The sequence below is a fragment of the Vibrio sp. 2304 genome (assembly GCF_033339475.1).
Lineage (GTDB): Bacteria > Pseudomonadota > Gammaproteobacteria > Enterobacterales > Vibrionaceae > Vibrio > Vibrio alginolyticus.
Map to the genome: position 1 here is coordinate 118,283 of NZ_JAWOUQ010000012.1, position 25,003 is coordinate 143,285.

Genomic DNA, 25,003 nt, shown 5'->3' on the forward strand with positions numbered 1-25,003 from the left:
TATTAAGGGAGTTCAGTTACCCAAAGTTGCCCTTGGGTGGCTTTTTTGAATCCATATTCGTAAATCGTCAGCAAGTAGCGGTGATCGAACATATCTTTCGTTACTTTGGCGTATCTGAAATCTTGATCAATGTAGGTAAACTGCATCTCGATATCGTTGATTTCACTGATGTATTTCATTCGATAGAGATCACCACGAGTTTGCGCTAGCGTAAGGCTTGAGACACTCTTCGATACCAAGTCCAAACCTTTGTCTTTTAGTGGACGATACGGCGCTTTTAACGCACCATTGCGAATCACATCCAACTGAGGCGCTTTTTCTAACCCCAAAGCATCTGAGATTTGTTGATAGTTGAAGTTAGACGGATTAAAGAACACCTGCGCTGCGAGACCGCCATCTACGTGTAACTCCTCAAGTGTTTCTCCATCATGTTCAACATCGATAAATTGTGGAGGGAAAACACCAGGGATCGATGCGCTCGCAGCAAGCACCTTGTAAATAAGTTCAGATTTGTCCGCTAAATCACTGTTCGCAATCGCACCAATATTCCAAATCACCAGTTCGCCTGAATCAAAATGGGTACTGCCAATAAAGAGGCGTTTACCATTGCGGTGTTGCTGCGCCATCGCCTCGATCATGGGCTCAGGGTAAGCGTCTGCGATGAAATCATAGAGGTTCTCACCATCGGTAAACGCGTCCTTAAACAGGGTATTTAAGAAGTTCTTCTTACCCAAAATATTCTTATCATTGATGTTGAGCATGACTTCTTTCATCTTTGGCATCGCATCACCGCCAATGAAAACAAAAGGAGCGATTAGGGCACCCGCACTGACTCCAGTAATGATGGCATAATCTTTTAGCTCCCCCTTTTCCTGTAGCCCCATCAAAACGCCGGCCCCGTATGCGCCGTTTACGCCACCACCCGATAAGGCCAAAATATTGAGCTGTTCACCCTCTACTTTGATCGGTGTGGTTTGATTGTGCGCTGAGTAGAGAAAATCCGGCGCTTCATTGGCCCACATTCGAAGTGGCTCATTTGGTGTCGAACTCGCGATCTCGACATCTTTATAGTTGCTTTGAGAAACACGAACATCCAGCGTATGAGGTGAACTACAAGCTACTATCAGCAGCGAAAGTGCAACCGTCACACCAGAGGAAATTAAACGATTCATAATCAGTCTCATTTAATGTTCTCTGGCGTATGACCAGAGACTCAGTTTGAAGTTAATTGGGTCAAAATGAAGTCCGTTTCGTTGTTTGGAGTTACTATAGCTAGGCACGACTAAACCCCATAATCGCGATTGTAGGATGCTATCCATCAAAGCAATTATGCCAAGTTTCTATATGCTAACTTTACGCTTCTCCGTTAATTAGGTACTGCGCTAAGCAATTTTCACGACGTTGAACTCATGCGTCGGTTCGACAAATTCGTATTGGGCATTGATCGTCTGTAGCTCCCATGTGCCATAGCCTTTGGTGATCTCCAATACACCGTAAACGGCGTTATGTGTATGACGAAAGGCTGCGACAGGAGACATCTTCTTCACCAAACAAGAGGTAAAAATCGCAGAAATTAAATCACCGACACCGACTGGCTGCATAGCAAATTCAACACTAGGGCGTTGGGCCAAATAGCTTGCTTTCGGCGTCGCTAAAATCATACTGAAGGCGTCATCTGTTAGTGCATGCAGGTGTTTCACCAATACCATTTTCGGTCCCAGCTCTAGGGCTTTTTTACATGCAGTGACCGCATCATAAAGAGAGTCAATTTTCACACCTGTTAACTCGCTCAGTTCAAACTGGTTAGGAACAATCACATCAGCGATGGGCAACAAGCTATGGCTTATCGCTTCTTTGACACCGTCTGCCACAATGCAACCTTTGTCTGGATCACCCATAACTGGATCACACACATAAAGCGCGCTGTGGTTACGCGATTTGACTAAACTTACCGCTTCGGCCACCGCTCGACATTGCTCTGCGCTGCCTTGATAACCGGACAGTATCGCGCCACATTCGCCTAACTTCTCAATGTTATCTAAGCCTCTCATTAGAGAATGAATTTCATCTGCCCCAAACTTCTGTCCAGTCCAACCTTGCTGGTACTGAGTGTGATTTGAAAACTGAACCGTGTGAATTGGCCATACTTCGAGGCCCATTCTCTGCATTGGGAAGACTGCAGAACTGTTTCCGGCGTGGCCATAAACCACATGAGATTGAATAGAAATAATGCTTTTCATAAGTCACTCTTAATAGGGAAGTTTGTTAGCTTGGCGACTAAATAAACACAATGCCGCGCACTGTGCTTATTTGGTCGGAATAGCCTCGACAACGCCGAGGCTTATTCTTAATCAGGCTGGATTCATTAGCCTTGGAACTCAGCGAAGTACTCATCCAACACTTTGCGTGTTGCACGACCGATAAGCTCGTATTCGTGGTGAGTAAGGTTTGCTAGCGAAACTCGAACTGATGCATGCACTACATCGAAGCCTTGGCCTGGAAGCAGGATAACGCCGGTTTCATGTGCAAGGCGGAACAGGAAGTCTTTGCCCTTCTCGCTCGCTTTGAACCATTCAACGAATGCTGGTCCGTACAATTTGCCGCCCAGAGTGTCGAGCTCAAGCAGTGTGTAGTAGTCCACACGATCTTTGTTTTCTTCAATTTCTACACCCATGTTTTTGTACAGAGTTTTGTAACGCTCGCGAATGATGCGTTTACATGCTTCTTTGTAGTTTTTCTCTGAATCCATCAGACAATTCAATGAGAACAGCGCCATTTGAACTTGTTGAGGAAGCGACAAACCTGCTGTGTGGTTAAGCGCTACGCTGCGGCTGTCGGCAACGATACGGTCAATAAACTTGATCTCACGAGGTTCCGGAGTCAGCGTTTTGTAACGATCGTCCAACTCAAGTTGACGCACTTCAGGAAGGCTACGCATTGCATCGTCAAACACGTTGTTGTGTTGAATCGCAATCGAGCCTAAACGCCAGCCTGTTGCACCGAAGTACTTAGAGAACGAATACACACAAAGCGTGTTGTATGGCAGTTTTGCAAACAGTGAGACAAAATCGTCCGCGAATGTGCCGTATACATCGTCAGTCACAATGAACAGGTCGCTGCGTTCGTTGTTCACAAAATTTGATAGGTTATCCAGAGTCTCATCCGAGAACTTCACAGACGCTGGATTTGCTGGGTTAACAACACAAAGCAGTTTGATGTCTGTATTTGCAAGCTTTTCGATTTCAGCCATCGGCAGTTGCCATGTTGTCTCATCCAGACGTAGCTCAACGATTTCCAGTTCGTATTCACTAAGCTCTGGGATCTCTAGGTACGGCGTAAAGATTGGAGTGATTAGCGCAACCTTGTCACCTTTCTTTAATAGACCGTTGTTGAACATAGTTTGGAAGGTGTACGTCATAGACGCCGTACCGCCTTCAGTTGCAAACAGATCGAAGTCTGTTGTCATTGGCATTGGGCCGTACATCTCTTCTGCAATGTATTGCTTCACAACGGTTTCGATGTTCGTCAACATACGTGGTGGCACTGGGTAGTTACATGCAAGGTATGCGTTAACCAGTTCATTCAAGAATGCTTGTTTCTCTAGACCCAAACGGTCTTTTGCGTAGCTCAGCGACTTTTCCAAGAACTGTACGCCTTGGTCTTGTTTATTCTTGCTTGCAAACGTATCGAAGCGTTCAACAATGCCCACACCATCTGGAATGCCACCGAAACCACCATCTAGGTATGAATAAGTGCGCTCGGCTTCCAATATTGCGAACTCACCCAAACGAATGAACGCTTTACGTGGTAGTGTCGCAAGAAAATTAGGATTACCACGACCTGCATCTAATAACGCGCGGTCAGGAACAGTTTGTGCCACTTCAATAAGTTTATCTTTTAATTCAAATGGGCTTAAATCTGCAAATTTTGAAAAATCAATTGTTGTATTTTGCGTAGTCATAATATTTACCTGAACTTATTATTTAGTGAAATTTGGATAATACTTTCCCTACCGCCTATTTAATAAGGCGATAAGAATGTTCGAATTTATTTAAATTACATGCCGGCGTTTAAAGTAATAATGCCGACAATAATAGGACCCCATAGGGTGAGCAGTACATTGGCGACAGCATAAGTCACGGTGAATGAGAATACTGGCGTTGCGTTACCTGTTTTTTCCATTAAAGCCGCGAATGCTGGGTTCGCACTTCGTCCACCTGTAACACAGCCAAGTGCTTCAACTGGATTCTTAATCTTCAATACAAAATATGAGAAGAAGAACGAAATAATCTGAGGGATAATCGTTACACCCATGCCAAGGAACAACAGAGACATACCGTGTTCTTTGATGGTGTCGACCGCTTGAGGCCCAGCCTCAAGGCCAACAATGCCCACAAATGCTGCCAAACCGAAATCTCGAATAAAGTTCGCGGCACCCACAGGAAACTGAGCAACATGCGGATTGCGGCTACGCAACCAACCGACAATCAAACCTGAGATCAAACAACCTGCACCAGAACCGATAGTGACGGGAATACCAGCAATCTTAAAACTGATTAGACCAATTAATAGGCCAACCACCATGCCCATACCAAGCACGACTAAGTCAGTCACGTTTGCTGAGCCCATTCGCTGACCAATGTTTTTCTCAACGCGATTGATGTCTTTTGCGGTACCTGTAAGCTGGATGACGTCGTTTTTCTTCACCACAAGATCCGGCGTCATTTCAATTGAGTTGCCTTCACGAATATAGTCTGTCACATAAATACCGCGCATAGAGCCTTGGTTCGAAGCCTCTTTAATCTCTTGCAGAGACTTACCAATCAGTTTGCGGTTGTCTGCGATCAATTGACGGTTTTCTTCAATAACTTCATAGCCTTCTGGAAGTGCAATCTCGTTGTCAGCCAAACCATCTTGCAGCTGATGTACTGCATTACGGCGACCTGTTACAACAATGACATCCCCTTCTTTCAGTGCTGTGAATTTGTCCACGTCTAGCACTTTGCCATCGCGTTGAATCAATTCAATACAAGCAGCTATAGCGTGTTGGTTTAACTGGGCTAAGGTTTTGCCTGCTAGCCCACCATCTTTGCTCACTTTAAATGCTCGTGTAACCAGCGCTGTGACAGCGTTGAACTCACCCGGCGCTAAATCACGCTTACCATTTGAATTTTTCTCTTCTAGCGCAATCGCTTCTGCTCGGATATCCCACTTCATCAGTGTTGGGAATACCCATGTCACCATCAGAATTGGACCAAGCGAACCAAAGATGTACGTAACTGCGTAGCCTACTGCGACGTTGGTCTGCATTAGGTGCTTCGCTTCTTCTGTCACACCACCAAGACGTGCGATCGCATCACCCGCTGTACCGATGATTGCCGATTGAGTCAAACCACCAGCTGCAAGGCCTGCTGCCGTACCTCTGTCTAGATCAAACATCCAAGCTGCTGCTAGTACACAAAGCAGGCCAGACACCGTCATCACTACAGCAGAAAGTAGAATGTTGATGGTTCTAAAGTTCAATGCTTTGAAGAACTGCGCACCACCTTGATACCCTACTGCATAAATAAAGAGCGCAAAGAAAATGCTTTTTACGCCGGGATCAATATGAACACCAAATTGCCCAATAATTACACCCATTAATAATGTTCCGGCAACACCGCCAAGAACAAATCGACCAATGGTAATTTTACCAACCATATAACCGAGAGAGAGCGTAATAAAGAGAGCAACAAATGGTGCCATGTCAAAAAGATTAGAAATAATTTCCATGACAATTTTACTCTTACTAATAAATATAAAACTCAAATAATCTAACGAATAATCTGTCACTCATATTTGTTGGATTATTTAATTTAAAAAGCATCTCGTTTGCTTCGAAGCGAATATTAGGAACAAAACCTCACAACTCGTAATCCCATTTGAAGGATGAAACCATCACTTCGCATATTCAAAAGCAAAAATCGATCAATAATTGTCGAAAATTTAATAACTTAGCGTTCTGCAATGAACACCAGATAAATCGCAAAATAATTTTATTTTTGTTTTCACGCTTCAAAAAGCGGTTTGGTTGCATCATTCCCTCTATATAGCGCATAACACCTTTCGTTTGATGGATTAGATCCTCCAAAAGCGATTATCACGGATGCCATCATTTGCCTTATCTTTCCATTCATCAAGTTAATAGAGAAAAACACCATGAACTCAATGCCACATGAACTTGTGTGGGGCGAAGTTTACTTCCCACCCTTGTTGCTGGTTATTGCATTGGCTTACATGCTCACAATTTTGGTCGGAACCGTTGCTACAAAACTGGGACTCCACAAATACGTTGCATTTCCTGCACTCGCAGAGCTAAGCCTAATTGTGATTTTTACTGGCGTTATTGGTCGATTCATTACGATATTTTGAGGCAAATTCCGTGATAAAACGTTATCTCATCACACTGCTACTACTGTGTTCCGCTGGCACCGTGATTTTCAGCTACTACCAATCATACTCTGACAACCCTTGGACTAGAGATGGCCAAGTTAGCGCGCACATCGTTTCTATAACCCCCCGCGTAACAGGACAAATCATCCAAGTCTACGTTGAAGACAATTCGCAAGTGAAACAAGGCGATTTGCTGTTTGAGATTGACCCAAGCATCTATAAAGCGGCGTACCACAAAGCGCTAGCAGCTCAAAAGCAAGCCATTGCATTACTAGCAAAGGCCAAAAATGAAGAGCAGCGCGCACTTAAGTTAGAAAAGCGCACACCTGGCGCCGTACCTGTACTGACATTGAATAACCTAGACAATGCGGTGGAGACAGCCGTTGCCAGCGTAGAACTCGCGAAAGCCAATGTTGAAGAAGCCAAGCTAAACCTTGATTACACAAAAGTTTATGCGCCAACGAATGGTTATATCACTAATTTGAACTTACGCGTCGGCTCTCAAGTCGTCGCTAACTCCCCAGTCGTGGCTTTGATTGATGAAGACAGCTTTTGGATCGAAGGATATTTCAAAGAAACGGATTTAGTTGGCGTTGATCCACAAGATAAAGCCTACGTGACCTTAATGATGCACAATGAAGCTGTGCTGGAAGGCAAAATCAAAAGCATTGGCTACGGCATTGCGAAGCAAGATGGTAGTACTGGTAACGATCTTTTGCCCAATGTGAACCCTAACTTTCAGTGGATACGCTTAGCTCAACGCATTCCAATTAAAGTTAAATTAGATCACTTACCGAAAGATTTTCAACTACGTGTTGGTATGACGGCCTCTATCAAAATCATCAAACAATAATGCGGTGGAATGTATGTTTAATGCCTCAACCAAAGAAGCAATCAAAGCTGCGCTGTCTATCGTTATCGCGATCTGCCTTGCCTTATGGTTTCAATGGGAGAAACCGTATTGGGCAGCGATCGCAGTCGCGGTAATGGCATTAAATGAAAGCTTCGCTCACTCAATAAATAAAGGTCATAATCGCTTATTAGGAACCCTCCTTGGCATCGGTTATGCCTTTTTCCTCATCACGACGTTTTCTCAAGATCGCTTTTTGTTTCTCACCTTCTTCACCTTGTTTTTAGGTGCGTGCATTTTTATGTCGAGCGACGAAAAGTATGGTTATGTGTTCTCTATCGGTTTTGCTGTGTGCTCCATCATCGCATGTATGGGAGGATTTGATAGTCAAGCAACGTTCCACTTCGCTGTTCTTCGCATGCAAGAGACGATTCTTGGTGTGATCACGTTTTCTGTTGTGTACCGATTAGTCTGGCCAGTCAGTACAGAACAAAACTTCATTCAACGTTTTGAGACCAGCAGAGAGGCGATGCTTAACGCTATGAAATCGCCCAATGATATAGATATTGAAGCTCTTGAGACCAACAGCGCCAACATAGAAAAGTTGTTCCAACTGGTCGGTTTACCACTTACTGGCAGCTACCACTTGAAAGAACATCGTCAGCTATGGCGTGCGCGTTTAAATGAGATGGCACAAATCCAAGACCGATTGCTAGAACAAGCAGATAAATCGCAAAGTCGTGACATCGATTGGCCAACGCTAACGCAGCAACTTCAAAGCTTTGATATTAAAAATCCAAGTACGTCGCTCATTGGTCACGTTGCTTATGTTATGCAAAGAGAGAAAAACACGGTTTGGCATCACGAGCATAGAACGTTTATCCAGCATTTGAATGAAGACGGTAGAAAGGTACTGCAAGGTGTCTCCATGTTCGTCACTTCTTTGTTGTTCTGGATTTATCTACCCGTACCCGGAGGTTTCATTTTTCCGATGCTAGCAGGCGTGTTCTCTTCAATCGTTCCTACTATGCCACCAAGCATTATTAAAGATGCATTTTTTGGTGTGATAGGCACTGGCACGGTGATTCTATTGCAATACATTTTCATAATGCCAATGATGACCGAGCTTTGGCAGCTTGGGCTATTCTACTTCATCAACATCATCGTAATTTGGAAGGTATTTTCCACACCAAAACTGATGGTACACAGAATTCTAGGTATTAACTTATTGGTTGTTTTGACATCGGGTGCGCTCAACTTAACCCCAGCGTATCGAATTGAAACGCCATTGCTGATGCTGGTAAACATTATGATCATTTTGATGATTGCCAAGTTGTTTACCGATCTGTTCCGTGTTCGCGTTACAGCCTAAGCGTCACCTCCGTTCTTGAAACTAAAGCCCCGCATTGCTTTTGCTCTGCGGGGCTTTTTGCTTTGTTCACTGCCCTATTCCTGCCTCACCCTTAAAGCGAGGATAGTATCCATCAAAAGCGATTAACGGGATTTCTCTACCCACCATAAAATCCTCTCATTGATTTACGAAATGCAATTAAAAACACGGCATTCACAACATCAATCACAGCAAACACATCTATCTAACTGAACAAGAAGTTCAGTGACACATTAACTGTCTGAGTCTCGAAGGTTTGAGGCTATTCAGAGTGGAAATCGTCATGAGTTTTTTTGAAATACGCGCTAGCAAGACATCTTCTCTTACTGTTCTAGCGAGCGCACTAATGCTTACTACCCCCACTTTTAGCTTCGCCGCAGAAGAGACAACTTACAACGAAGTCATGGAACAAGGTCGCCAACTCTTCGACAAATACGGTATCAGCCATGATTTACCAAAACTGGCCATCAGCTCTCTAGTTCAAGGCGAGCATTTGGTCGAGCATGCCCACCGAAGTGTTAAAATCGGTGATAGCGTTCGCGATTCGTCCGTCTACTTGGTTAAGAACACCGATAACAAAGGCAACATTGATCTGCGTATCAAGTACAACCCTGAACAACTCGATGAAAATGAAAAAGTACTTGATGAGATCGAAGCTTTCACACGAACAGAATACCGCCTTCGAAACTACGCGGAGAGTTTTGATCCGTCATCAGTAAGAGCCAAAGAGGATCAGAATGGTAATGTGATCATCAGTTTTAATTACTCAAAATACGGTCTTCCTCAAGATATCGCCTACTTCCGCTTTTTAAGCGTTGATATTGAGTTGGTTAATGGTGAACCGAAACGTATGGTCATTACCAACGATAAACCGTTCACACATCACAACTACCAAGTGGATTCTTACGATCAAGAGATCCTCTTCCAGAAATTAACACCAGGCAAAATTGCGATTGCCAGTAAAAACACCAAGATAGTTGGTTCAAAGAAAAATGAACCACTCGAAATGATGAGCAGCGTAAAACCGGTAGCGATTTATGAAGATAAGATTGGCGTGCAAGTACTAGACGAAAAACGCTTGAATGAGGTCTCTGATCCACGCATGCAAGAAGCCAGTGTTAAGCTAGACCGAGTTTTTCCTTTAATGGGTGATATGGTTCGTCGTCAAGGTATCGATTTGCCTCTGCCGTTTGGTGTGTCGCTAGCGTATCGAAATCAAGATATGAATATTCCATTTAATGATTTCACGATTGAAGGCATCGGCCTTAATGAACTGTTTGATCCAGAAGACAGTGTCGGCATCGTGAGTGCTGAGAGCATGACGCTTCGTGGCGATGTAAACATCCTGCCATTTTGGAATGTATTTGGTTACATCGGAAAAGTTAATGTCGATGCCAATGTTGATGCCGCCTACACGGGTGAAGGTGGCCAGTACATAAAAGATAAGCTGAACGATAAACTGCCAGGATTAGGTGATAAGTTTTGCGATGGTTTATCTGCACTTTGTAGTCGCGGACGCCTAGACGTGCCGCTGCATTTGGAATATGACCTTCGTGGTATAGGTACAACCCTTTCGGTTGGCTATAAAGAATTCTTTGCTTCTGTCACTGGTACCTATTCGCAAACTCGCTTAAAGGGCTTAGATGATTGGGGCGATGGTATTGTTACTGTACAGCCGATGTTGGGTTATCAACTTGTCGATTATCGCACGCAGTTTTTTGTCGGAGCAGAATATCAAGGACTGGACGCTCGAATGGACGGGCATGTAAAAAGTGGTGATATCGAATTCGATTACGACATTGGTGTAGATCTTAATCAATGGGCGTTTTTGACTGGTTTCAATAAGCAAATCGGCAAAAACTACAACCTGACCTTTCTCTATAACAAAGGGGAAACTCGAGAGTCAGTAACCTTAAATCTTGGTTACCGTTTCTAGCTCTCATAAAGAGCCCGCCCCTAGACTATGGTAGGACTGCATCCTACAAAGGCGATTACTGAAACTGTCGCCGATGTCCTACCATTTGAGCCATCAATACAACAAGCCATCCAACCATTCACGGATTAATGCCAAAGCGTCAGGACGTCGCTTGTTAGATGCCGTTTAACATTTTCGGTGTACGCACCAAATGACTTTTGGACATAACAATGACTTTACTCAATCGCTCAACTTTAGCCATTACCATCACTCTTGCCTTAGCAGCTTGCAGTGATGACTCTGGTAAACCTAGCGTTCCTAACGGCCCGAAGCCACTACAACCCTTACCACCAGAGCAAATCGCTTTGGAAATTGGCGATGCAACCATTCAAGCGACCAAAGAGTCCCTTGTCATCACGCCTCTTGCTGCGGATGAAAAACTAGAAGCGGTAGAGGCGTTCAAAGGTATCCAATTTGCGCAAGCAGACCGCTTTCAGCACAGCATTGCGATCCCACTTGAAGGCGATATTGATGCGACTCAGTTCGGTGATGCGTGCCCGCAGTTAAAAACCACGGCACAAACGCAATCAGAAGATTGTTTGAACCTAAACATTTGGCGACCAGCAGGGACAGAAGCGTACGCAGATTTGCCAGTGTATGTCTTTATTCACGGTGGAGACTTTGAATACGGCGCGGGCTCAGAACCGCTGATTCATGGTGATATGGTGGTTGCACAAGGTGCTGACGATGGTAACCCGTTTATTGCAGTTACTTTTAACTATCGCTTGGGCTTGTTGGGCAGTGTTTGGGTCGATGGTTTGGACAACCCAGAGGGCGGTAACTTTGGCCTAGGCGATCAAAAACACGCGCTTGAATGGGTTCAACAAAACATAGAGGCATTCGGCGGCAATCCGCAAAACGTGACACTCATGGGTCAAGGTGCGGGTGCCATGTCTGTGGGAATTTTACAGCAATCAAAAGGCGATGCTGCAATCGCAGGTGAGCACTTTCAACGTGCCATCATGCAAAGCAACGCTTACGGCTTTGAATATAAAAGTTACGATGTTGCCAAGAGCCAAAGACCAGAGCAAAGCGTTGAAGATCTTGCGTTACTGCCACTTGAAGAGGTTATGAAGGTACAGAGCGAGATGCTTGACCCTATTCAACGTCTTAAGAACTGGGTACTGACCGCCGCGAATATTCCGGTTATAAGCCCAACACGCGACAACAGCCCATTAGCTACGTTGATGCCATTTTCGCCTTACATCGAGCATCGCCCACCAGCGTTTCTAGTGAAAGAAGTACCGGGCTATCACTTTACTGAACAAGCGATTGAGAGTGAATGGATCGTACCGACGGTAATTGGCTCAAACAGTGCAGAAAGCAATACTCTGGGCATGCTGCCGAGCCTGACATTTTTGATCCCAACTATTATTGAAATCTTGAGCCAAGAAGCGCCAGAAATCATTGAAAGTGGTGACGAAACCTTAATCGTCGAATACATGGTTGAGTGGCTAGAATCGGAAACGAACTTAAACCGTTTACGTGCTGAATATCGTTCATTACTCAGCGATTCAGCTTCAATTGAACTCGATCTTTCTGACTTATTTGAACTGCTACCTAGCACCGCTTATGAGGCGATGACTAAGTTGTTCTTCGGTTTGGGGAACTCCGATTCAACCACGGAGTTACTTGCTCTGACTGACTTCTTCCCTAACGATGAAAGCGAACTGAATGGCGCGGCCAAAAACATGCAGCAATTCAAAACCACGTTGCATGATTTGCTCTTCACGGGTCCAAACCGTCATAAAGTTTCAACGGAAGAAGCAACAGGAGCAACGCCAAGCTTCTACTACTTTGACTACAAACCTGGATTCAACGTATGGACTTACAACACCAAAGGTGTAAATGGCGATCTCGACGTTGGTGATTTACTCAAAAGCATCAGTTGTATTGTGGGCGCTTGTAATGCATCGGAATTACCATTTGTGTTTAACAAGGCATTAAAGCTTGATGGTTCAAGTGTTCGCCCAGGTAGCAAAGACAAAGCGATGATGAACGAGCTCTCTCGTATGTGGTTTAGCGAACGTTTATTTGAGGACTTCCAATACAACAGCGCGACTGACCGAGTATTGCTGATCGATAACGATGGCGGTATTCAGTCCACACAAGACTGGGACAATGCTCATCACTCAGGCATCGATCCAAAACTGCGCCAAGGTCGCCTCAACGGTCTCGAGGAACTTGGGTTAATTCTTAGCCACATGTAACTTCATCTTCAGCCACTAAAAACTCGTTACCGAATACCTAAAAGCCAGTTCGCTGGCTTTTTTCATCCTCATTCCTTGAACATCATTAGGAAGGTTTACTCATGTTTCCTAACGCCCTTCGCGCTCTGCTACTCTTTATCTTCAGCGTGCTATTGGTTGGCTGTGCCCAGCCCTACCCTCAAGTTGAACCGGATTTTGAAGCCAATTGGCAAACTACTCAGCATCAAGCCGAAGTTTACTTAATTCCTACCGCTCCAGAAGCCTTTGCTCGTCGCGTTGAACTGGTAAGAAACGCTCAGCAAAGCATCGATATGACTTATTTTTCTTGGGAAAGTGACACGCTTGGTTTGATGCTACTCAATGAACTCAAACAAGCAGCAGATCGAGGCGTGCAAGTTCGACTCACTCTCGATGATTTATTGGTGTTTAACGAAAAATGGCTTGCTGATCTCAGCGCTCACGACAACATTAAAATCCGTTTATTCAATCCGTTTGATTCACGTAAGTCAGGTTGGATTGGTCGCGCCGTCAACTTCTCTACTCATCAGCAACGTTTGGACAATCGTCTACACGAGAAGTACTTCAACGTCGACCATCAATGGATGATTCTAGGTGGACGTAACATTGGCGACGACTATTTTGGTTACAGCCGCAAAGCCAACTTCTTTGATATAGATGTCTTGTTCAAAGGCAGCATTATTCGAGCGTTCGACCAGAACTACCAACAACTTTGGGACAGCGAGCATGTCACGCCAATAGAAAACATCGTTAACGTTACCCCAAACTATTCCGCGTTTACTAAAGCGCTTAATAAAGGTGAGAAAGACAAAAGCACCATTCAGGCGGAAGTTGAAAAACAAGTTAAGCAACTGACTAGTCCCAACTTCATCACTGCGCAAGTCACCCCCGTTTTCGACTCATTAAACAAGTTAAAAAACAACAAACCCTACTTTAGAAAACGGGCAGAACACCAAGTTTGGCAACAAATAACCACTGCGTCCAAAGCAGTGATATCAACGCCTTACGTGGTACCGAGTGATGGTGAATTTGCCTTTATTGATACCTTGATGGAGCAAAAAGCGGACATCACGTTAATGACGAACTCGTCTGCATCTAATGATTCTGGCTTTATTCCGGCTTATTACGAGGAGCACCGCCAAACCTTGTTGAATAAGGGCGTTCATATACTTGAGTATAAAAACCAAGCGAAAAATGATGACCATTACTTCCATGCGGATACTTATTATCACAACAAGACGGTGATACTCGATGATCGGCTGACTTATATCGGCTCATCAAACTTCGACCCAAGATCGGATTTCCTCAATGTGGAATTTGGTGTGTTGGTCCAAAGCGAAGCCTTTGCAGAACATGTCATGCACTACTTAACCCGACAACAAGATGAACTGTTTTGGCGAGTATCTCGAGATGGACAAGGCCAAACTCAGTGGCAATCAATGAATGAAACCCATACTAAGAATCCAAACTATGGTGGATGGCATAACGCGCCTAACTGGATATTCAAGAAACTGAATGGTGAGTTCGAACTCTAAACAATCAAGGCTTAAAAAGGCTCTCTATCTGCAAGGATGAGAGCCTTTTTAATGCCCGCTAAAACTGCGTGCCTAGCGAAAAGTGAACGCGGAATTGGTCTCCTTGCGGAGCATCTAAACCGTAAGCAAAATCCACTTTGACGGGCACGTATTTTGAGCTCCATATCAAACTCAACCCTGTACCGCTTTTCCAATCCACCCTATCGTTGAAGGCATCACCGACATCATAAAATGCCCCAAGCCACAATTATCGGTAGACCTGATATTGATATTCCAGCCCAGCAGTAAACATGTAACGAGCACCGGTTAAATCGCCATTTTCATCTCTCGGAGAGATAGACTCATAACCATAACCCCGAAGATTGCCATCACCTCCCGCAAAGAAACGTAATGATGATGGAATATCGCTCAAAGTGTCAGCGACATTAATGCCAACATTAGAACGAAAGTGAAACTTGTGTTTTTCACTAATGTCCCAAGACAGAACACTATTGCCCTCAATACGCAGCAAACGAGAATCGGAGAAAAAATTAGGGTCTGAGTATTCCAATGAGTAAACGTGATGGTGCCTTACTTCTAATTGATCGTTCTTGCGATCAAGCAGTGAAAATGTCACCCCCGGTAATAACAACTGTGATTCGTTATTCTCCGACGCTTGTTGATAACTTTCTTGCAAATAACGAACGTGCATGGTGCTTTGCCAATCACTGTCTAACTGCCAGTGTTTTTCAAACGATAAATCATTAGAAAAACTCGATGTGTCTCGATAGTCGACATGCTTAGATTCAAACTGAATCCCGTAGTAATCCGTTAGAACATTTTGGGTGGGAATTTTGTAACCAAGTAATAGCGATTGTTCCGGTTTGGAAGCGTACGCTTGTGCCTCAAAACTGTGTCCACGTGCGTTATACCAAGGCTTGGTCCAGTTTAGCGAAGCGCGCAACCCCAAGTCTGTCGAATACCCTCCACCGACTTGCACAATATTGCGTGAATTCGGCTCTGCGAGTACTTCTATCGGCACCTTATAGCCATCGAATACCTCCTCGAAATCCGCTTTCACAATCACACTGCGAAACCAATCAGTACTGGAGAGATCGGCCTGATATTGACTCAATTTCACAGTGTCAAAATCGTCGCCCCACTCAAATGTTCTCATCGCTTCTATTCGAGCCGTTTCGATACCCGACGTAAGGACAGAGAGCTCTCCAAATTGGTAACGAGAACCACTAGAGAAATGCAGATTCACATGGGCTTGATTCAAACTTGGAATGACTTCCAAAGACGATTCGATAAAACGTCCATCTAAGTAACCTTTTTGCTGAGCCAATGAAATCAAGTTTCGTTTTAGCGTGTCGTACTCAGAATGAAGCAACGGCTGTCCTTGTTTAAGTTGAGCTTGATTAATTAGTTCGATGAAATCTTGATCGTTACTGGCCTCTCCCGACACAGCAATATTAGATTTTTTGACCAACATAACCTCCCCCGCGTCAACCTCAAGCGTGATGAGATCATTATCTGATCTCTGAACATTGAGCTCGGAATGATAGTAGCCATAAGGGTTTAACGCATTATTAACCATCTGCGTTAGTCGATTTGAGGTAATGTTTGAAACAGAGAGTTTCGTTAGTGGTGTAAGGTGACTTTCAAGATTTTTCTCTAATATTGGTGTTAGCCCTTTGATTTTAAATTGCGCTCCGAGTGCATGATGTAAAGGCATAGAAGCTAAAACTGATATACCTATTATTTGTTTAATGAGAGGAGACACACCGCTACCTAGTTTAGCAATACACTCGACAAGGTTAATGATGGAATGGCATATCAGTTAATCGCGTTTGTAGGATTGCTCCCTACGAAATCCTCTCGAAAATTCACGTTTCACAAGTAGATACTTTGAACGATAAATTGGCTCAAGCTAGGAGGTGGCAAATCATGCGGTCTGAAATAGGTATACTGTTTGCCAAAAATACAAAACCCAACGCTGAATGGATCTCATCAAGCGTTGGGTTACATTGATAATGTGTTTTTAATCTAAAAAGCGTCTGTTAGTAAAACTAGATCGAAGAACAGTTTCCTTTTTCTGCCATGTCGACTTTTAGTACTTCTGCTTTACCTTTGCTTTCGTCCACGAGTTCTACGCCCGCACCACCAACAAATACACCCATTTTAATGTATTGATTAACGAAATAATTACGGCCCTCTTCCGTTAAGATAGTTAAGTGATTTTCCGAAAACTCAGACTCTGTACTTACTTGATGTTCTTTATTGCCTTCGACCTCATGGTAGAAGAATACACCAGGAGCGGTTTCACCAATACATTCCCCATCGACGTAAACATACTTTTTAAGCGCTGCTCCGACAAAAGCATCTTCTCGGTAAATGTAAATCCCTGCGTTCCCCTTTTGAGGTGCTTCAAATGATTTCATTTGATTTGATACTGTCGAATCAACAGTAGGAACAGAAGCACAACCTGACAAACCCAAAAGGAATGCGGAACACAGAATTACTTTATTTTTCATGTTATTAACCTAGCTACGATAAAATCGCGCCAACCATACTATAAATAAATACGTTCACTTATTGGTATTTTTGAAATTTGTGATTCAACCTATGCAATAGCACTCATTTAACGTATGGATTGAGCAAACATTAGCCATATAATAATCACGAGAATAAAATGCCCTGTATCTAACGATCACTAAATGCCACTTTACTCGCTAGACTGATAAGTAGAATACCTGAAACACCTTCAAGAGTTCTTGAATAACGCTGAGAGTGTGGACGACTAAATACCCAATTACCCACAGAGGCGTACAAAACGTTACATGTCGTCGCAAGTACGCTGAACAGCAAACCAAGTACTAATAATTGCATTGATGTTGAGCTTGCAGACGTATCAATAAATTGAGGCAGAAACGAGAGAAAGAATAGCGCTACTTTTGGATTCAAGACGCTGACGATAACCCCCTGAACAAACACATTTTTATTATTATCAACATTTTTGTTTTCAACGATTTTACTTTCTCCACGCCACATAGACAGTAATGACTGAACACCTAAATAAACTAGGTAAGCGGCCCCTAACCATTTAACAACGCTAAAAGCCAAAGATGAACTCAGAATTATTGCTGACAAACCTAAACATGCCGCTAGTGTATGAAAAAAGTAACCAATACCAAGCCCCAGAGCCGCTTTCAGCCCAGCAGATAATTTACCTTTCATTGTATTGGAAACAATATAAATTACATCAGGTCCAGGAATCATGTTGATAGCGAGACAAGCGACAACAAATAATAATAGTGAGTTTGAATCCATTCTTTTCTCCAAATTAACGTCTTGCGGGATAACATTTCATCGAACTACAAGTAATGCAACGTCCAGGTTTCAATTGGTTATATTTAGTATTAACAACACGTTACTAATACTACAGCACTGCGCGAAGAGCACAATCATGAACAGTGATACGAATTAAATTATGGGCCTTTGTTAGCCCTTTGAATGATAATATTTAGCATCGTTTGGTTGTAAGCTTTTTCTAGCCAGCAGCTCTTATGGAAGTTAACAAATCGGCTACTTAGTATACTTAATAGACCGTCAAATCAGATAGATTATCTATTCTTATTTCTTCAAGCCTTTTTTGCTTCATTTTCCTGCCTCACTAAGCAGCAACTTAATACTTGCCACACCAAAAAATAACGCGAACACGCCTTCAAAAACTGCTTTGAATCTGAGATAGGTTTGCCTGACCTTTTTATACGCGAAAAGAAAAGCATAGCCAAAGAAAACCAAAGCACTAACCAGCCCTACAACAAAAATGACCGACAACAATTCCAACGGACTGGCCGTAGGAGGAACCCCTATCGAATAAAGCGCACCAAAAAACAGAATAGCCTTTGGGTTAGTTAAGTGAATTAACACTCCGGTTAAGTAGTTACCCTTCTCTGTCGTTACGTATGTTTTGGGTAACTTTAGCTGCTCGATGTTGCAGGCAGAATGTACGGACTTTAAAGCCAAATATAAAAGATAAAATGCCCCACAATATCTAAGAATTTCAAAAAGCCAAACATTGCTATAGAGTATGGTTGCGAGACCAAAAGCGGCTGAGGTTGACCAAAATAAAGACCCCGTTAAAACACCTGCAGCCAAATACCCTCCAAAGCGCCGACCGTGGTTCATTGACGTGCCTGCTATCGCAAGAGTTGCAGGTCCAGGGCTAGCGATGGCAGCGATAGCTGATACGACAATCAGTGAATAATTTATCTCTTCCATTTTTACTCTAAGCCTCCAAATGGAGTTTTATCAACACTTATCGCGGAATACTCTATTGAACGTACATCAGAAGCGTAATACTGATTAAAACACCAAGTGTCACGAATCGAGTTGAGATTCTTTGGTATTTTACTGCTCCAAAATAACATCAAATCCGCCATAAATGAGACGCTTTCCATCAAAGGGCATTGGGTTATTATCTGGACTCATTCGAGGATCACCCATGATCCGCTGCCACCCTGAGTCCCGAACTTCTTTTGAAGGCCAGACTACCCACGAAAACACAACGGTTTCGTTGCTTTCAGCGTTAACTGCCATGGGAAATGATGTGATCTCACCATCTGGTACTTCACTCCCCCACGTCTCAACAACCTTTAAGGCCCCAAACTCCCTGAACATTTCTGCTGCTATTTTTGCGTGTGCGATATACTTTTCTTTATTCGCTGTCGGCACTGCAGCGACAAACCCATCAATGTATGACATAAGTAAACTCCTTTCATTGGAGTTATAACCATAGCTCAATAAAAAGAATGCACATGATGCCAAACCATAGAAGCAGGTACGTAATACAGCTTGAGAGCTACATTCCTAGCTTGGACTTTATATGCATATTTGAAAGGTATGTGTTTGGATCAAGCTTGGTTAGCATATTTATAATCTCCAAAACACTCGAATACTCAATACGTTCCTCTTCAGCATGCCCGATCCCACCTATTGTAAAGTGAGTAAAGCGGTAATCACGATAAACGTTTTGCAGCTGGCTAGAAATATCTTTGAGTAATCTTTTACTGAGGGCGAATGCAGGGTATTCACTACTTTCTGAAAGCTCTGCTGTAGAGCCAATAGATACAATATTGCATTTATCGTTAAGTGAACCTAAAGCGTTAAGCTCATTGACTAAATTAAGATACCCAATCGGACCAACATTCATAAACTCAATCAGTTCGTTTGTTGTCAATTCTGAAGACTCTCCCCACATCGACGCCAAATAAACTATGATGTCAAACTCTACACCTTTGAAGCACGTATAATCTGGTTTTTTACCGGGATCAACGTCAATACAAACAGAGGCGACTCCCCCCTTAACTAGCTTTGATCTAGAAATCGCATAAATTTCTGTACCCTGTAAGTTCGTAGCCAAGAACCTTCCTAGCCCTTTACTACCTCCAACGATTAAAATCTGCATAACCCTATTCCTTGATTAAGGTTGTCTTTCATATTGTCCGTCAAACTGTTCATTAGGCATCACTTTAACGTTTCTATTGCCCTACTTAGTTCTATCTTCAATTTCATCGAATGGTTCAACTGAAATACGCTCTGCAATTTCACTCATCTTCTTCATTTTTTCTGGGTTACTAGTTCCCCAAAACCGCTCCCAGTCTTCACGTGTTCGCCACTTGGCAATAGTTAAAACCTTTTCCGGTACATCGTAAGAACGAAGCATAAAACTACCAAGCGCCCCATCTACTGACTCATGAATTGAATCTGTCGTCGAACGCCATATATTTTGAAACTCATCCATTTTTTCACTTGGCACACGCCATTCATACACAACTCTAAACATAACACTTCCATTAAAATTTCTAGATTTAATACGGCAAAGTATCAAGAACACTAAGCCAGGTTAATAGATGAATAAAGCAACATAGTAGAGCGTAGAGCAATCTAAAAAACAAAGCGTAAACGCTCTAAATCACTCCGATTCGATTAGTCATGCACACATTCAAAGATTTCGTATTGCCGTTTAACATTGGCTGTTACTTTTCCCCAATGTGAGGCTTGAACTCTTTCCTGATGTTGTTTAAAAGAGGCTTTGTCGACGAACTCCTCATAGACATCAAAACGAAACGGATTAGTCGAGCTTTGAGTCACAAGAAAAGTAAGGCAGCCCGACTCTTCTAACGTGAGCCTTTTGTGAATTATTAACTCATGTTTTACTAATTCTAAATCCTTTTCCGGAACTAAAATAAAGCCTTTCAATGTTACTTTCGACATATCATCCTCTCACCCCTGTAACCTTTTGTTCAGAAGTAGCCAACACGCCCTCAATCTCAACCTTCATATCGCAAATGTGAATCTCACCATGAATTAAATGCCACGTGTTAGGAATCTATTTCTAATGCCCTATCGACTTACGAGCATAAGGTTATCTCTACCCTTTCTTTGCCTTTACCGATGTTCTTGCGTTTTAATTGAATTTGGCCGACTTCTGATGTGCGCTTTAAGTGAGTGCCACCGCAAGGCACTTGCGCAAACCCATCCACTCTCCAATACCTTCTTTCACTCTCTTGATCGGAAAAGTCACTAATAATAACTGAATCAGAGTTAATCAAATCTTGCACATCAGTTTCAATTTCTTTCAATAGCGGGCCAATACTTTCAGACCACTCGAAATCTATGCGACTCTTATTTTCAGAAATATGCGCGCCTATCTTAACAATGCCTTCCCGACGCTGATAAAACATCTCGAGCACCACTTCAGCCGCAAAGTGTAGCTTCATTAAGGCATATCTACGCTTCCAATCAATATTCGTAGTTACAATGTCACCAAGAGTAAAATTTGGAGAGGATTCCAATGTGTAAATAAGTCGAACACCTAACTTTTGAGCAATCAAAACCGGAATACCATTAATCGTTCCTTTATCACTCTCTTGGCCTCCAGACTCTGCAAAGAAGATAGTCTGGTCCAATTCAACCTTATTTCCGTCTACATTGGTCACTCTTGAGTTAAGTTCTGTTTGGTAGGGATTAACCCAAAATAATTTCTCGCTCATGCTGCTATCCTTGCAGTAAGTCCTATCCGTGATAGTACATTCAGTGACCACCAAGTCAATTCAAGAAACCTCGCCGTCAAGTGTAAGGCTGTGTATTGAGTACGAGCAGGCTAGATCTATTAGATGCTTTTAAGGCTGGGTACTAAACGCTGTCCAGGGGTTTAGCTAACAACCCGTAAATTGCTGAATCTGAGACTACTCCATTCACTTCCCAACGCTGCCTAAGGAAACCTTCCTTTATAAAACCTAACCGTTCCAAGACTTTACCTGAAGAAGCATTGTCTGGATCTATCTCAGCCTCGATTCGACGTAAATTCAGTGTTTTGAATGCGTGTTCGATTAATGCAGTTCCCGCCTCTAATACAATGCCTTTACCCCAGAAATGACGACTAACGCCAAAGCCAATTTCTGCGCGCCTAGACTCTTTCACGTGATTAAACAGCATTATCTTACCCAGAAGTTGGCCATTGCTCTTTAGGAAGATGCCTAGTGTCACTTCTGTATTGCTATTCATGGCCTGTGTACTCTTGGCTATAAATGTCCGCGCTTCTTCAATTGAAACCCAAGGGCCAGAGTTCCAATATTTCATGACCTCATGGTCTGAGAAGATGTCAAACAATTCGCTTGCATCATCTTCAACTAGCTCTCTTAGAATTAATCGTTCCGTTTCAATCTTTGTTACTAACATTTTGGGGTCAGCCTTTTGGTTTGTTATTGGTGACGAAAATCCAATAAAAGTATGAGACACTAATACAAATGATTTCGTATGAGACTTTTAAACAAGCTCAACGCACGGCAAAAGCGCCACGTGTAACGATTCTATATTGAAGCAAATTTTAGACATTCAAGTGCGTCAACAAGTAACCGCTGAACGCATCAAAGCTTGGGGTGAGTTGATCATAAGTCCTAAACTCAGGCTCAAAATAGTCCATATACTTTATTATCGCTTAGTGACGATTTCCTTCAGTACTCTGGCTGGGTTGCCACCAACAACGACATTGTCTCCAAAACTCTTTGTAACGACTGCGCCAGAGGCTACCACCACGTTGTTCCCAAGTGTTACGCCAGGGTTGATTACGGCATGGCCACCTATCCAACAATTGTCACCAATGTTTATGGGCTTTGCTAGCTCTAAACCACTGTTCCTCTCGATAGGATCTAAGGGATGAGTCGCAGTATAAATTCCAACTTGAGGCCCAAGTAAACAGTTATCACCAAACTTAACTTCCGCAACATCCAAAATCACACAACCAAAATTAGCGTAGAAATTATCTCCAACGTGAATGTTGGATCCGTAGTCGCAATTGAAAGAAGATTCAACATGAATATCGTCACCTGTTGTGCCGAACAAGTGCTTAGTTATTTCAACTCGCTTTTGTTTATGCTCAACAGAGGTAGCATTCAATTTTTCAGTTAGTAACCTAGCGCTCAACCTTAACTTTAATAACTCTTCATCACTTGGGTCATAAAGCTCACCTGCTAACATTTTCTCTTTTTCTGACATAAAACTTGGACTCCAATACCAATTTTCTTACAACGCTACATTAAGTATGTGAGTAACGCTACCACCTAAGCAAGGCTGCTCCACCACGAAAACAAAGCCCGACTTGAACGCAAGTCCTCAGCGCTATCAATTTTTTCAACAAACTAGTGCACTACCACCACCGTTCTCACTAACTTATCACCGAGCCGTTGCCTCTTTTTACCAAGAATGAAAATTGAGTCAATAAAACCTAAGAATGGAGTAATAACATTTCGAAAGAGCGACTGAAAAATATTGCACTTTTTACCCGTTCTTGCACTTATAACTGCAATGCCCAAAAGTTTTTTACCCACACTTTGACCATTTGGTAAACAATCAGAAAAAAGGTAATACGATACAGTCGCAGTTACTGCTGTAGCGCGCACAAGCTCTTTTTCAATACCGATTTCTAAGCCGACCCATAAAACGAGAGTAAAAATGCTAAAACTGACAAAAAGATCAATCATTTGTCCAACACACCTAACTCCCGGACTAGCCAAAACGTAATTTTCTAGAGTAAATTTTTCTGCATTTTTCATTTTAAAATTTGGACTAACAATTGTTTATTTGTGAACTAACGCTATTGAGACAGTAACATCCCCACTAAACCTAATCCATACTTCCGCAGAGCACGGTCGAACCTGATTTTGCTATCTTTTCAATATATTACCAAGCTCGTTCTAAAGGCTAGATTGGTAATACTTCAACATCTCTTCTTGATTAAGCGCTTTACTTTCTAACTTTTGTTGATCTTTAAAGATTTGAGCTAATGAAGGGAGAATTGAGCGATTTACTTTATAGTCATCAGACCAAAGTTTCCCTCTCATCACCGCTTTCGCACAATGAAAGTACATACTCTCTATGACTATTTTGATAACAACCTTAGGATCTTTACTTCCATCGGGGCAAGCAGATATCAAGTTGGCGTCGGTGTGAATACTTGCGATTCCTTTAATACGGAGCACTTCATCAATACCATTTACCATCAATAACAACCCTACCTTGGGGTTACTAATGATATTTTTTAGACTATCTATACGATTGTTCCCCGAGCTATCAGGGAGCAACAATGTTGATTCATCTAAAACTTTTACGAAGCCAGGCTCCCCTCCTTTAGGAGAGAGATCGATATACCCTTGTGAATCAGCGGTACTTAGAACTGCAAAATGGCAATTATTAATTAATGTAATCGCATGAACATCCAGCACAGGCAGCGCTTTATTTTTAGCTCTCGCACTTGGCTCTGCGTAAATTTCTTTTAACTGCTCTATTGTTTTAATTTCACTCATTCAATGTTGTTCCTTCACTATCGTATAATGCTTTGCTTGTAAGCAAGCAGTAACTCTGACTTCTTGTATAGGCACTAGACCTAACTCATCGTAAAAATACTACGAGTACAAGTTATCTCTTTAATGCCTTGTTACCTAAAGATTTAAAGTTTTTCACTAAACTCCCCACACTGCTTACACTTATAACCATGCTTGTAAAAAAACAGTGGAAAACCCAGTAAAATAAAAACTAAGAAAGCTGGGCGTTTACCTTTTGTAAATACAAATAGATCTTTACTACTACATTTAGGGCAAACGTCTTTTTCTTCATCAACGTCAACTTCATTTCCCAATGATTCTGAGAAATCGCTACTAAGTATTTGTTTCGCATCTTCTGCATCACTTTCGGCCACCATCAGACGGACGCCGCCTATTGCATTTGAATAAAGCCACTGAGTATTTACCGTGTGCTCGTCAGCGATGTAACTTTCTATTCCGACACTATCTAGGCTTGCTCTCGCAATATGAGCTTCATGAGGAAAAGAAAACCTTGCTACTACAATCACATATTACTCCTTGTGGGAAAACGTGCTCGTAACGTATAAGAAACGCTAATTGGAAATGCCATGTATGGTACGCTAGCCTGAACCGTTTGTTGTACCTAATCACCCAACCACAACTATTGAAACTACATCGACATCAAAACCATATGAAAAAATAACGGCAAACAAACAGCCACATGAGCCATGTCGGTGCTTGATAC

General features: G+C 42.7%; 23 protein-coding genes and 1 pseudogene. 6 read left to right on the forward strand and 18 right to left on the reverse strand.

Translation table 11 applies throughout. The features are described 5' to 3' along the window. Positions 1 to 2: 2 nt before the first annotated feature. The 4 genes from R7P64_RS19895 to aspT all read right to left on the reverse strand — a co-directional run bounded on the left by R7P64_RS19895 (position 3) and on the right by aspT (position 5,772). The gene (locus R7P64_RS19895; protein WP_017634571.1) at positions 3 to 1,172 is read right to left on the reverse strand and encodes a patatin-like phospholipase family protein; all 1,170 of its coding nucleotides are present in this window, start codon (positions 1,170 to 1,172) and stop codon (positions 3 to 5) included. A gap of 210 nt (positions 1,173 to 1,382) precedes the next feature. After that, entirely contained in the window at positions 1,383 to 2,240 is an 858-nt protein-coding gene (gene pdxY / locus R7P64_RS19900; protein ID WP_005377109.1) for a pyridoxal kinase PdxY, read from the reverse strand. Between the two features lie 125 nt (positions 2,241 to 2,365). Further along, positions 2,366 to 3,961 carry a bifunctional aspartate transaminase/aspartate 4-decarboxylase gene (locus R7P64_RS19905; RefSeq protein ID WP_258494810.1) on the reverse strand — a complete coding sequence of 532 codons (1,596 nt, stop codon included), beginning with the start codon at positions 3,959 to 3,961 and terminating at the stop codon, positions 2,366 to 2,368. 95 nt (positions 3,962 to 4,056) lie between these two features. Further along, positions 4,057 to 5,772, reverse strand: coding sequence for an aspartate-alanine antiporter (gene aspT, locus R7P64_RS19910; RefSeq protein WP_318123873.1), 1,716 nt, complete (start codon positions 5,770 to 5,772; stop codon positions 4,057 to 4,059). Between the two features lie 426 nt (positions 5,773 to 6,198). On the opposite strand from aspT, the gene R7P64_RS19915 reads away from it, so the two are divergent. The 6 genes from R7P64_RS19915 (at position 6,199) to R7P64_RS19940 (ending at position 14,410) form a co-directional block, all read left to right on the forward strand. Continuing rightward, complete coding sequence (locus R7P64_RS19915; protein ID WP_005377106.1) at positions 6,199 to 6,411, forward strand: DUF1656 domain-containing protein; 213 nt, start codon at positions 6,199 to 6,201, stop codon at positions 6,409 to 6,411. A gap of 10 nt (positions 6,412 to 6,421) precedes the next feature. After that, positions 6,422 to 7,285, forward strand: a complete 864-nt coding sequence (locus R7P64_RS19920) for an HlyD family secretion protein (RefSeq protein ID WP_318123874.1) — start codon at positions 6,422 to 6,424, stop codon at positions 7,283 to 7,285. Between the two features lie 13 nt (positions 7,286 to 7,298). Next, complete coding sequence (locus R7P64_RS19925; protein WP_318123876.1) at positions 7,299 to 8,654, forward strand: FUSC family protein; 1,356 nt, start codon at positions 7,299 to 7,301, stop codon at positions 8,652 to 8,654. Positions 8,655 to 8,955: 301 nt separating this feature from the next. Next, positions 8,956 to 10,608, forward strand: a complete 1,653-nt coding sequence (locus tag R7P64_RS19930; protein ID WP_318123878.1) for a hypothetical protein — start codon at positions 8,956 to 8,958, stop codon at positions 10,606 to 10,608. 209 nt (positions 10,609 to 10,817) lie between these two features. Next, a complete protein-coding gene (locus R7P64_RS19935; RefSeq protein ID WP_318123880.1) occupies positions 10,818 to 12,857 on the forward strand; it encodes a carboxylesterase family protein in 2,040 nt (679 codons plus the stop codon). Between the two features lie 101 nt (positions 12,858 to 12,958). Continuing rightward, positions 12,959 to 14,410, forward strand: a complete 1,452-nt coding sequence (locus R7P64_RS19940; protein ID WP_213915351.1) for a phospholipase D family protein — start codon at positions 12,959 to 12,961, stop codon at positions 14,408 to 14,410. Between the two features lie 58 nt (positions 14,411 to 14,468). On the opposite strand, the pseudogene R7P64_RS19945 reads toward R7P64_RS19940, so the two are convergent. From R7P64_RS19945 to R7P64_RS20010, 14 genes and pseudogenes are all read right to left on the reverse strand, one after another. Beyond that, positions 14,469 to 16,127 (reverse strand): annotated as a pseudogene (locus R7P64_RS19945) (autotransporter assembly complex protein TamA). A gap of 334 nt (positions 16,128 to 16,461) precedes the next feature. Beyond that, on the reverse strand, positions 16,462 to 16,926 hold the full coding sequence (locus tag R7P64_RS19950) for a DUF2846 domain-containing protein (RefSeq protein WP_005377099.1): 465 nt from the start codon (positions 16,924 to 16,926) through the stop codon (positions 16,462 to 16,464). A 169-nt stretch (positions 16,927 to 17,095) separates the two neighbouring features. Next, entirely contained in the window at positions 17,096 to 17,722 is a 627-nt protein-coding gene (locus tag R7P64_RS19955; protein ID WP_033907480.1) for a LysE family translocator, read from the reverse strand. Between the two features lie 327 nt (positions 17,723 to 18,049). Then, entirely contained in the window at positions 18,050 to 18,676 is a 627-nt protein-coding gene (locus tag R7P64_RS19960) for a LysE family translocator (protein ID WP_005387183.1), read from the reverse strand. Positions 18,677 to 18,805: 129 nt separating this feature from the next. Beyond that, positions 18,806 to 19,159, reverse strand: coding sequence for a DUF1428 domain-containing protein (locus tag R7P64_RS19965; RefSeq protein WP_017821465.1), 354 nt, complete (start codon positions 19,157 to 19,159; stop codon positions 18,806 to 18,808). 97 nt (positions 19,160 to 19,256) lie between these two features. Beyond that, complete coding sequence (locus R7P64_RS19970; RefSeq protein WP_170893431.1) at positions 19,257 to 19,862, reverse strand: hypothetical protein; 606 nt, start codon at positions 19,860 to 19,862, stop codon at positions 19,257 to 19,259. Positions 19,863 to 19,943: 81 nt separating this feature from the next. After that, positions 19,944 to 20,240, reverse strand: a complete 297-nt coding sequence (locus R7P64_RS19975) for an antibiotic biosynthesis monooxygenase family protein (RefSeq protein ID WP_031781322.1) — start codon at positions 20,238 to 20,240, stop codon at positions 19,944 to 19,946. 143 nt (positions 20,241 to 20,383) lie between these two features. Beyond that, complete coding sequence (locus tag R7P64_RS19980; protein WP_158173947.1) at positions 20,384 to 20,671, reverse strand: putative quinol monooxygenase; 288 nt, start codon at positions 20,669 to 20,671, stop codon at positions 20,384 to 20,386. A 137-nt stretch (positions 20,672 to 20,808) separates the two neighbouring features. Continuing rightward, the gene (locus R7P64_RS19985; RefSeq protein ID WP_005377082.1) at positions 20,809 to 21,450 is read right to left on the reverse strand and encodes an alanine--tRNA ligase-related protein; all 642 of its coding nucleotides are present in this window, start codon (positions 21,448 to 21,450) and stop codon (positions 20,809 to 20,811) included. Positions 21,451 to 21,592: 142 nt separating this feature from the next. Next, complete coding sequence (locus R7P64_RS19990) at positions 21,593 to 22,138, reverse strand: GNAT family N-acetyltransferase (protein WP_025768089.1); 546 nt, start codon at positions 22,136 to 22,138, stop codon at positions 21,593 to 21,595. 252 nt (positions 22,139 to 22,390) lie between these two features. Next, positions 22,391 to 22,954, reverse strand: a complete 564-nt coding sequence (locus R7P64_RS19995) for a sugar O-acetyltransferase (RefSeq protein ID WP_053306980.1) — start codon at positions 22,952 to 22,954, stop codon at positions 22,391 to 22,393. A 143-nt stretch (positions 22,955 to 23,097) separates the two neighbouring features. Beyond that, a complete protein-coding gene (locus R7P64_RS20000; protein WP_021707760.1) occupies positions 23,098 to 23,511 on the reverse strand; it encodes an RDD family protein in 414 nt (137 codons plus the stop codon). Between the two features lie 141 nt (positions 23,512 to 23,652). Continuing rightward, positions 23,653 to 24,261 (reverse strand): pyridoxamine 5'-phosphate oxidase family protein, encoded by a 609-nt coding sequence (locus R7P64_RS20005; RefSeq protein ID WP_005389306.1) that lies wholly within the window; start codon positions 24,259 to 24,261, stop codon positions 23,653 to 23,655. Between the two features lie 143 nt (positions 24,262 to 24,404). Continuing rightward, a complete protein-coding gene (locus tag R7P64_RS20010) occupies positions 24,405 to 24,806 on the reverse strand; it encodes a DUF2007 domain-containing protein (RefSeq protein WP_137282082.1) in 402 nt (133 codons plus the stop codon). Positions 24,807 to 25,003 lie beyond the last annotated feature (197 nt).

Coding starts and splice junctions, on each gene's coding strand:
- R7P64_RS19975 (WP_031781322.1), bottom strand. CDS start 20,240: ATGTTTAGAGTTGTGTATGAATGGCGTGTGCCAAGTGAAAAAATGGAT.
- R7P64_RS19925 (WP_318123876.1), top strand. CDS start 7,299: ATGTTTAATGCCTCAACCAAAGAAGCAATCAAAGCTGCGCTGTCTATC.
- R7P64_RS19905 (WP_258494810.1), bottom strand. CDS start 3,961: ATGACTACGCAAAATACAACAATTGATTTTTCAAAATTTGCAGATTTA.
- R7P64_RS19990 (WP_025768089.1), bottom strand. CDS start 22,138: ATGTTAGTAACAAAGATTGAAACGGAACGATTAATTCTAAGAGAGCTA.
- pdxY (WP_005377109.1), bottom strand. CDS start 2,240: ATGAAAAGCATTATTTCTATTCAATCTCATGTGGTTTATGGCCACGCC.
- aspT (WP_318123873.1), bottom strand. CDS start 5,772: ATGGAAATTATTTCTAATCTTTTTGACATGGCACCATTTGTTGCTCTC.
- R7P64_RS19985 (WP_005377082.1), bottom strand. CDS start 21,450: ATGAGCGAGAAATTATTTTGGGTTAATCCCTACCAAACAGAACTTAAC.
- R7P64_RS19955 (WP_033907480.1), bottom strand. CDS start 17,722: ATGGATTCAAACTCACTATTATTATTTGTTGTCGCTTGTCTCGCTATC.
- R7P64_RS20000 (WP_021707760.1), bottom strand. CDS start 23,511: ATGAAAAATGCAGAAAAATTTACTCTAGAAAATTACGTTTTGGCTAGT.
- R7P64_RS19965 (WP_017821465.1), bottom strand. CDS start 19,159: ATGTCATACATTGATGGGTTTGTCGCTGCAGTGCCGACAGCGAATAAA.
- R7P64_RS20005 (WP_005389306.1), bottom strand. CDS start 24,261: ATGAGTGAAATTAAAACAATAGAGCAGTTAAAAGAAATTTACGCAGAG.
- R7P64_RS19995 (WP_053306980.1), bottom strand. CDS start 22,954: ATGTCAGAAAAAGAGAAAATGTTAGCAGGTGAGCTTTATGACCCAAGT.
- R7P64_RS19930 (WP_318123878.1), top strand. CDS start 8,956: ATGAGTTTTTTTGAAATACGCGCTAGCAAGACATCTTCTCTTACTGTT.
- R7P64_RS19895 (WP_017634571.1), bottom strand. CDS start 1,172: ATGAATCGTTTAATTTCCTCTGGTGTGACGGTTGCACTTTCGCTGCTG.
- R7P64_RS19950 (WP_005377099.1), bottom strand. CDS start 16,926: ATGAAAAATAAAGTAATTCTGTGTTCCGCATTCCTTTTGGGTTTGTCA.
- R7P64_RS19980 (WP_158173947.1), bottom strand. CDS start 20,671: ATGTCGAAAGTAACATTGAAAGGCTTTATTTTAGTTCCGGAAAAGGAT.
- R7P64_RS19940 (WP_213915351.1), top strand. CDS start 12,959: ATGTTTCCTAACGCCCTTCGCGCTCTGCTACTCTTTATCTTCAGCGTG.
- R7P64_RS19960 (WP_005387183.1), bottom strand. CDS start 18,676: ATGGAAGAGATAAATTATTCACTGATTGTCGTATCAGCTATCGCTGCC.
- R7P64_RS19970 (WP_170893431.1), bottom strand. CDS start 19,862: ATGCAGATTTTAATCGTTGGAGGTAGTAAAGGGCTAGGAAGGTTCTTG.
- R7P64_RS19915 (WP_005377106.1), top strand. CDS start 6,199: ATGAACTCAATGCCACATGAACTTGTGTGGGGCGAAGTTTACTTCCCA.
- R7P64_RS19935 (WP_318123880.1), top strand. CDS start 10,818: ATGACTTTACTCAATCGCTCAACTTTAGCCATTACCATCACTCTTGCC.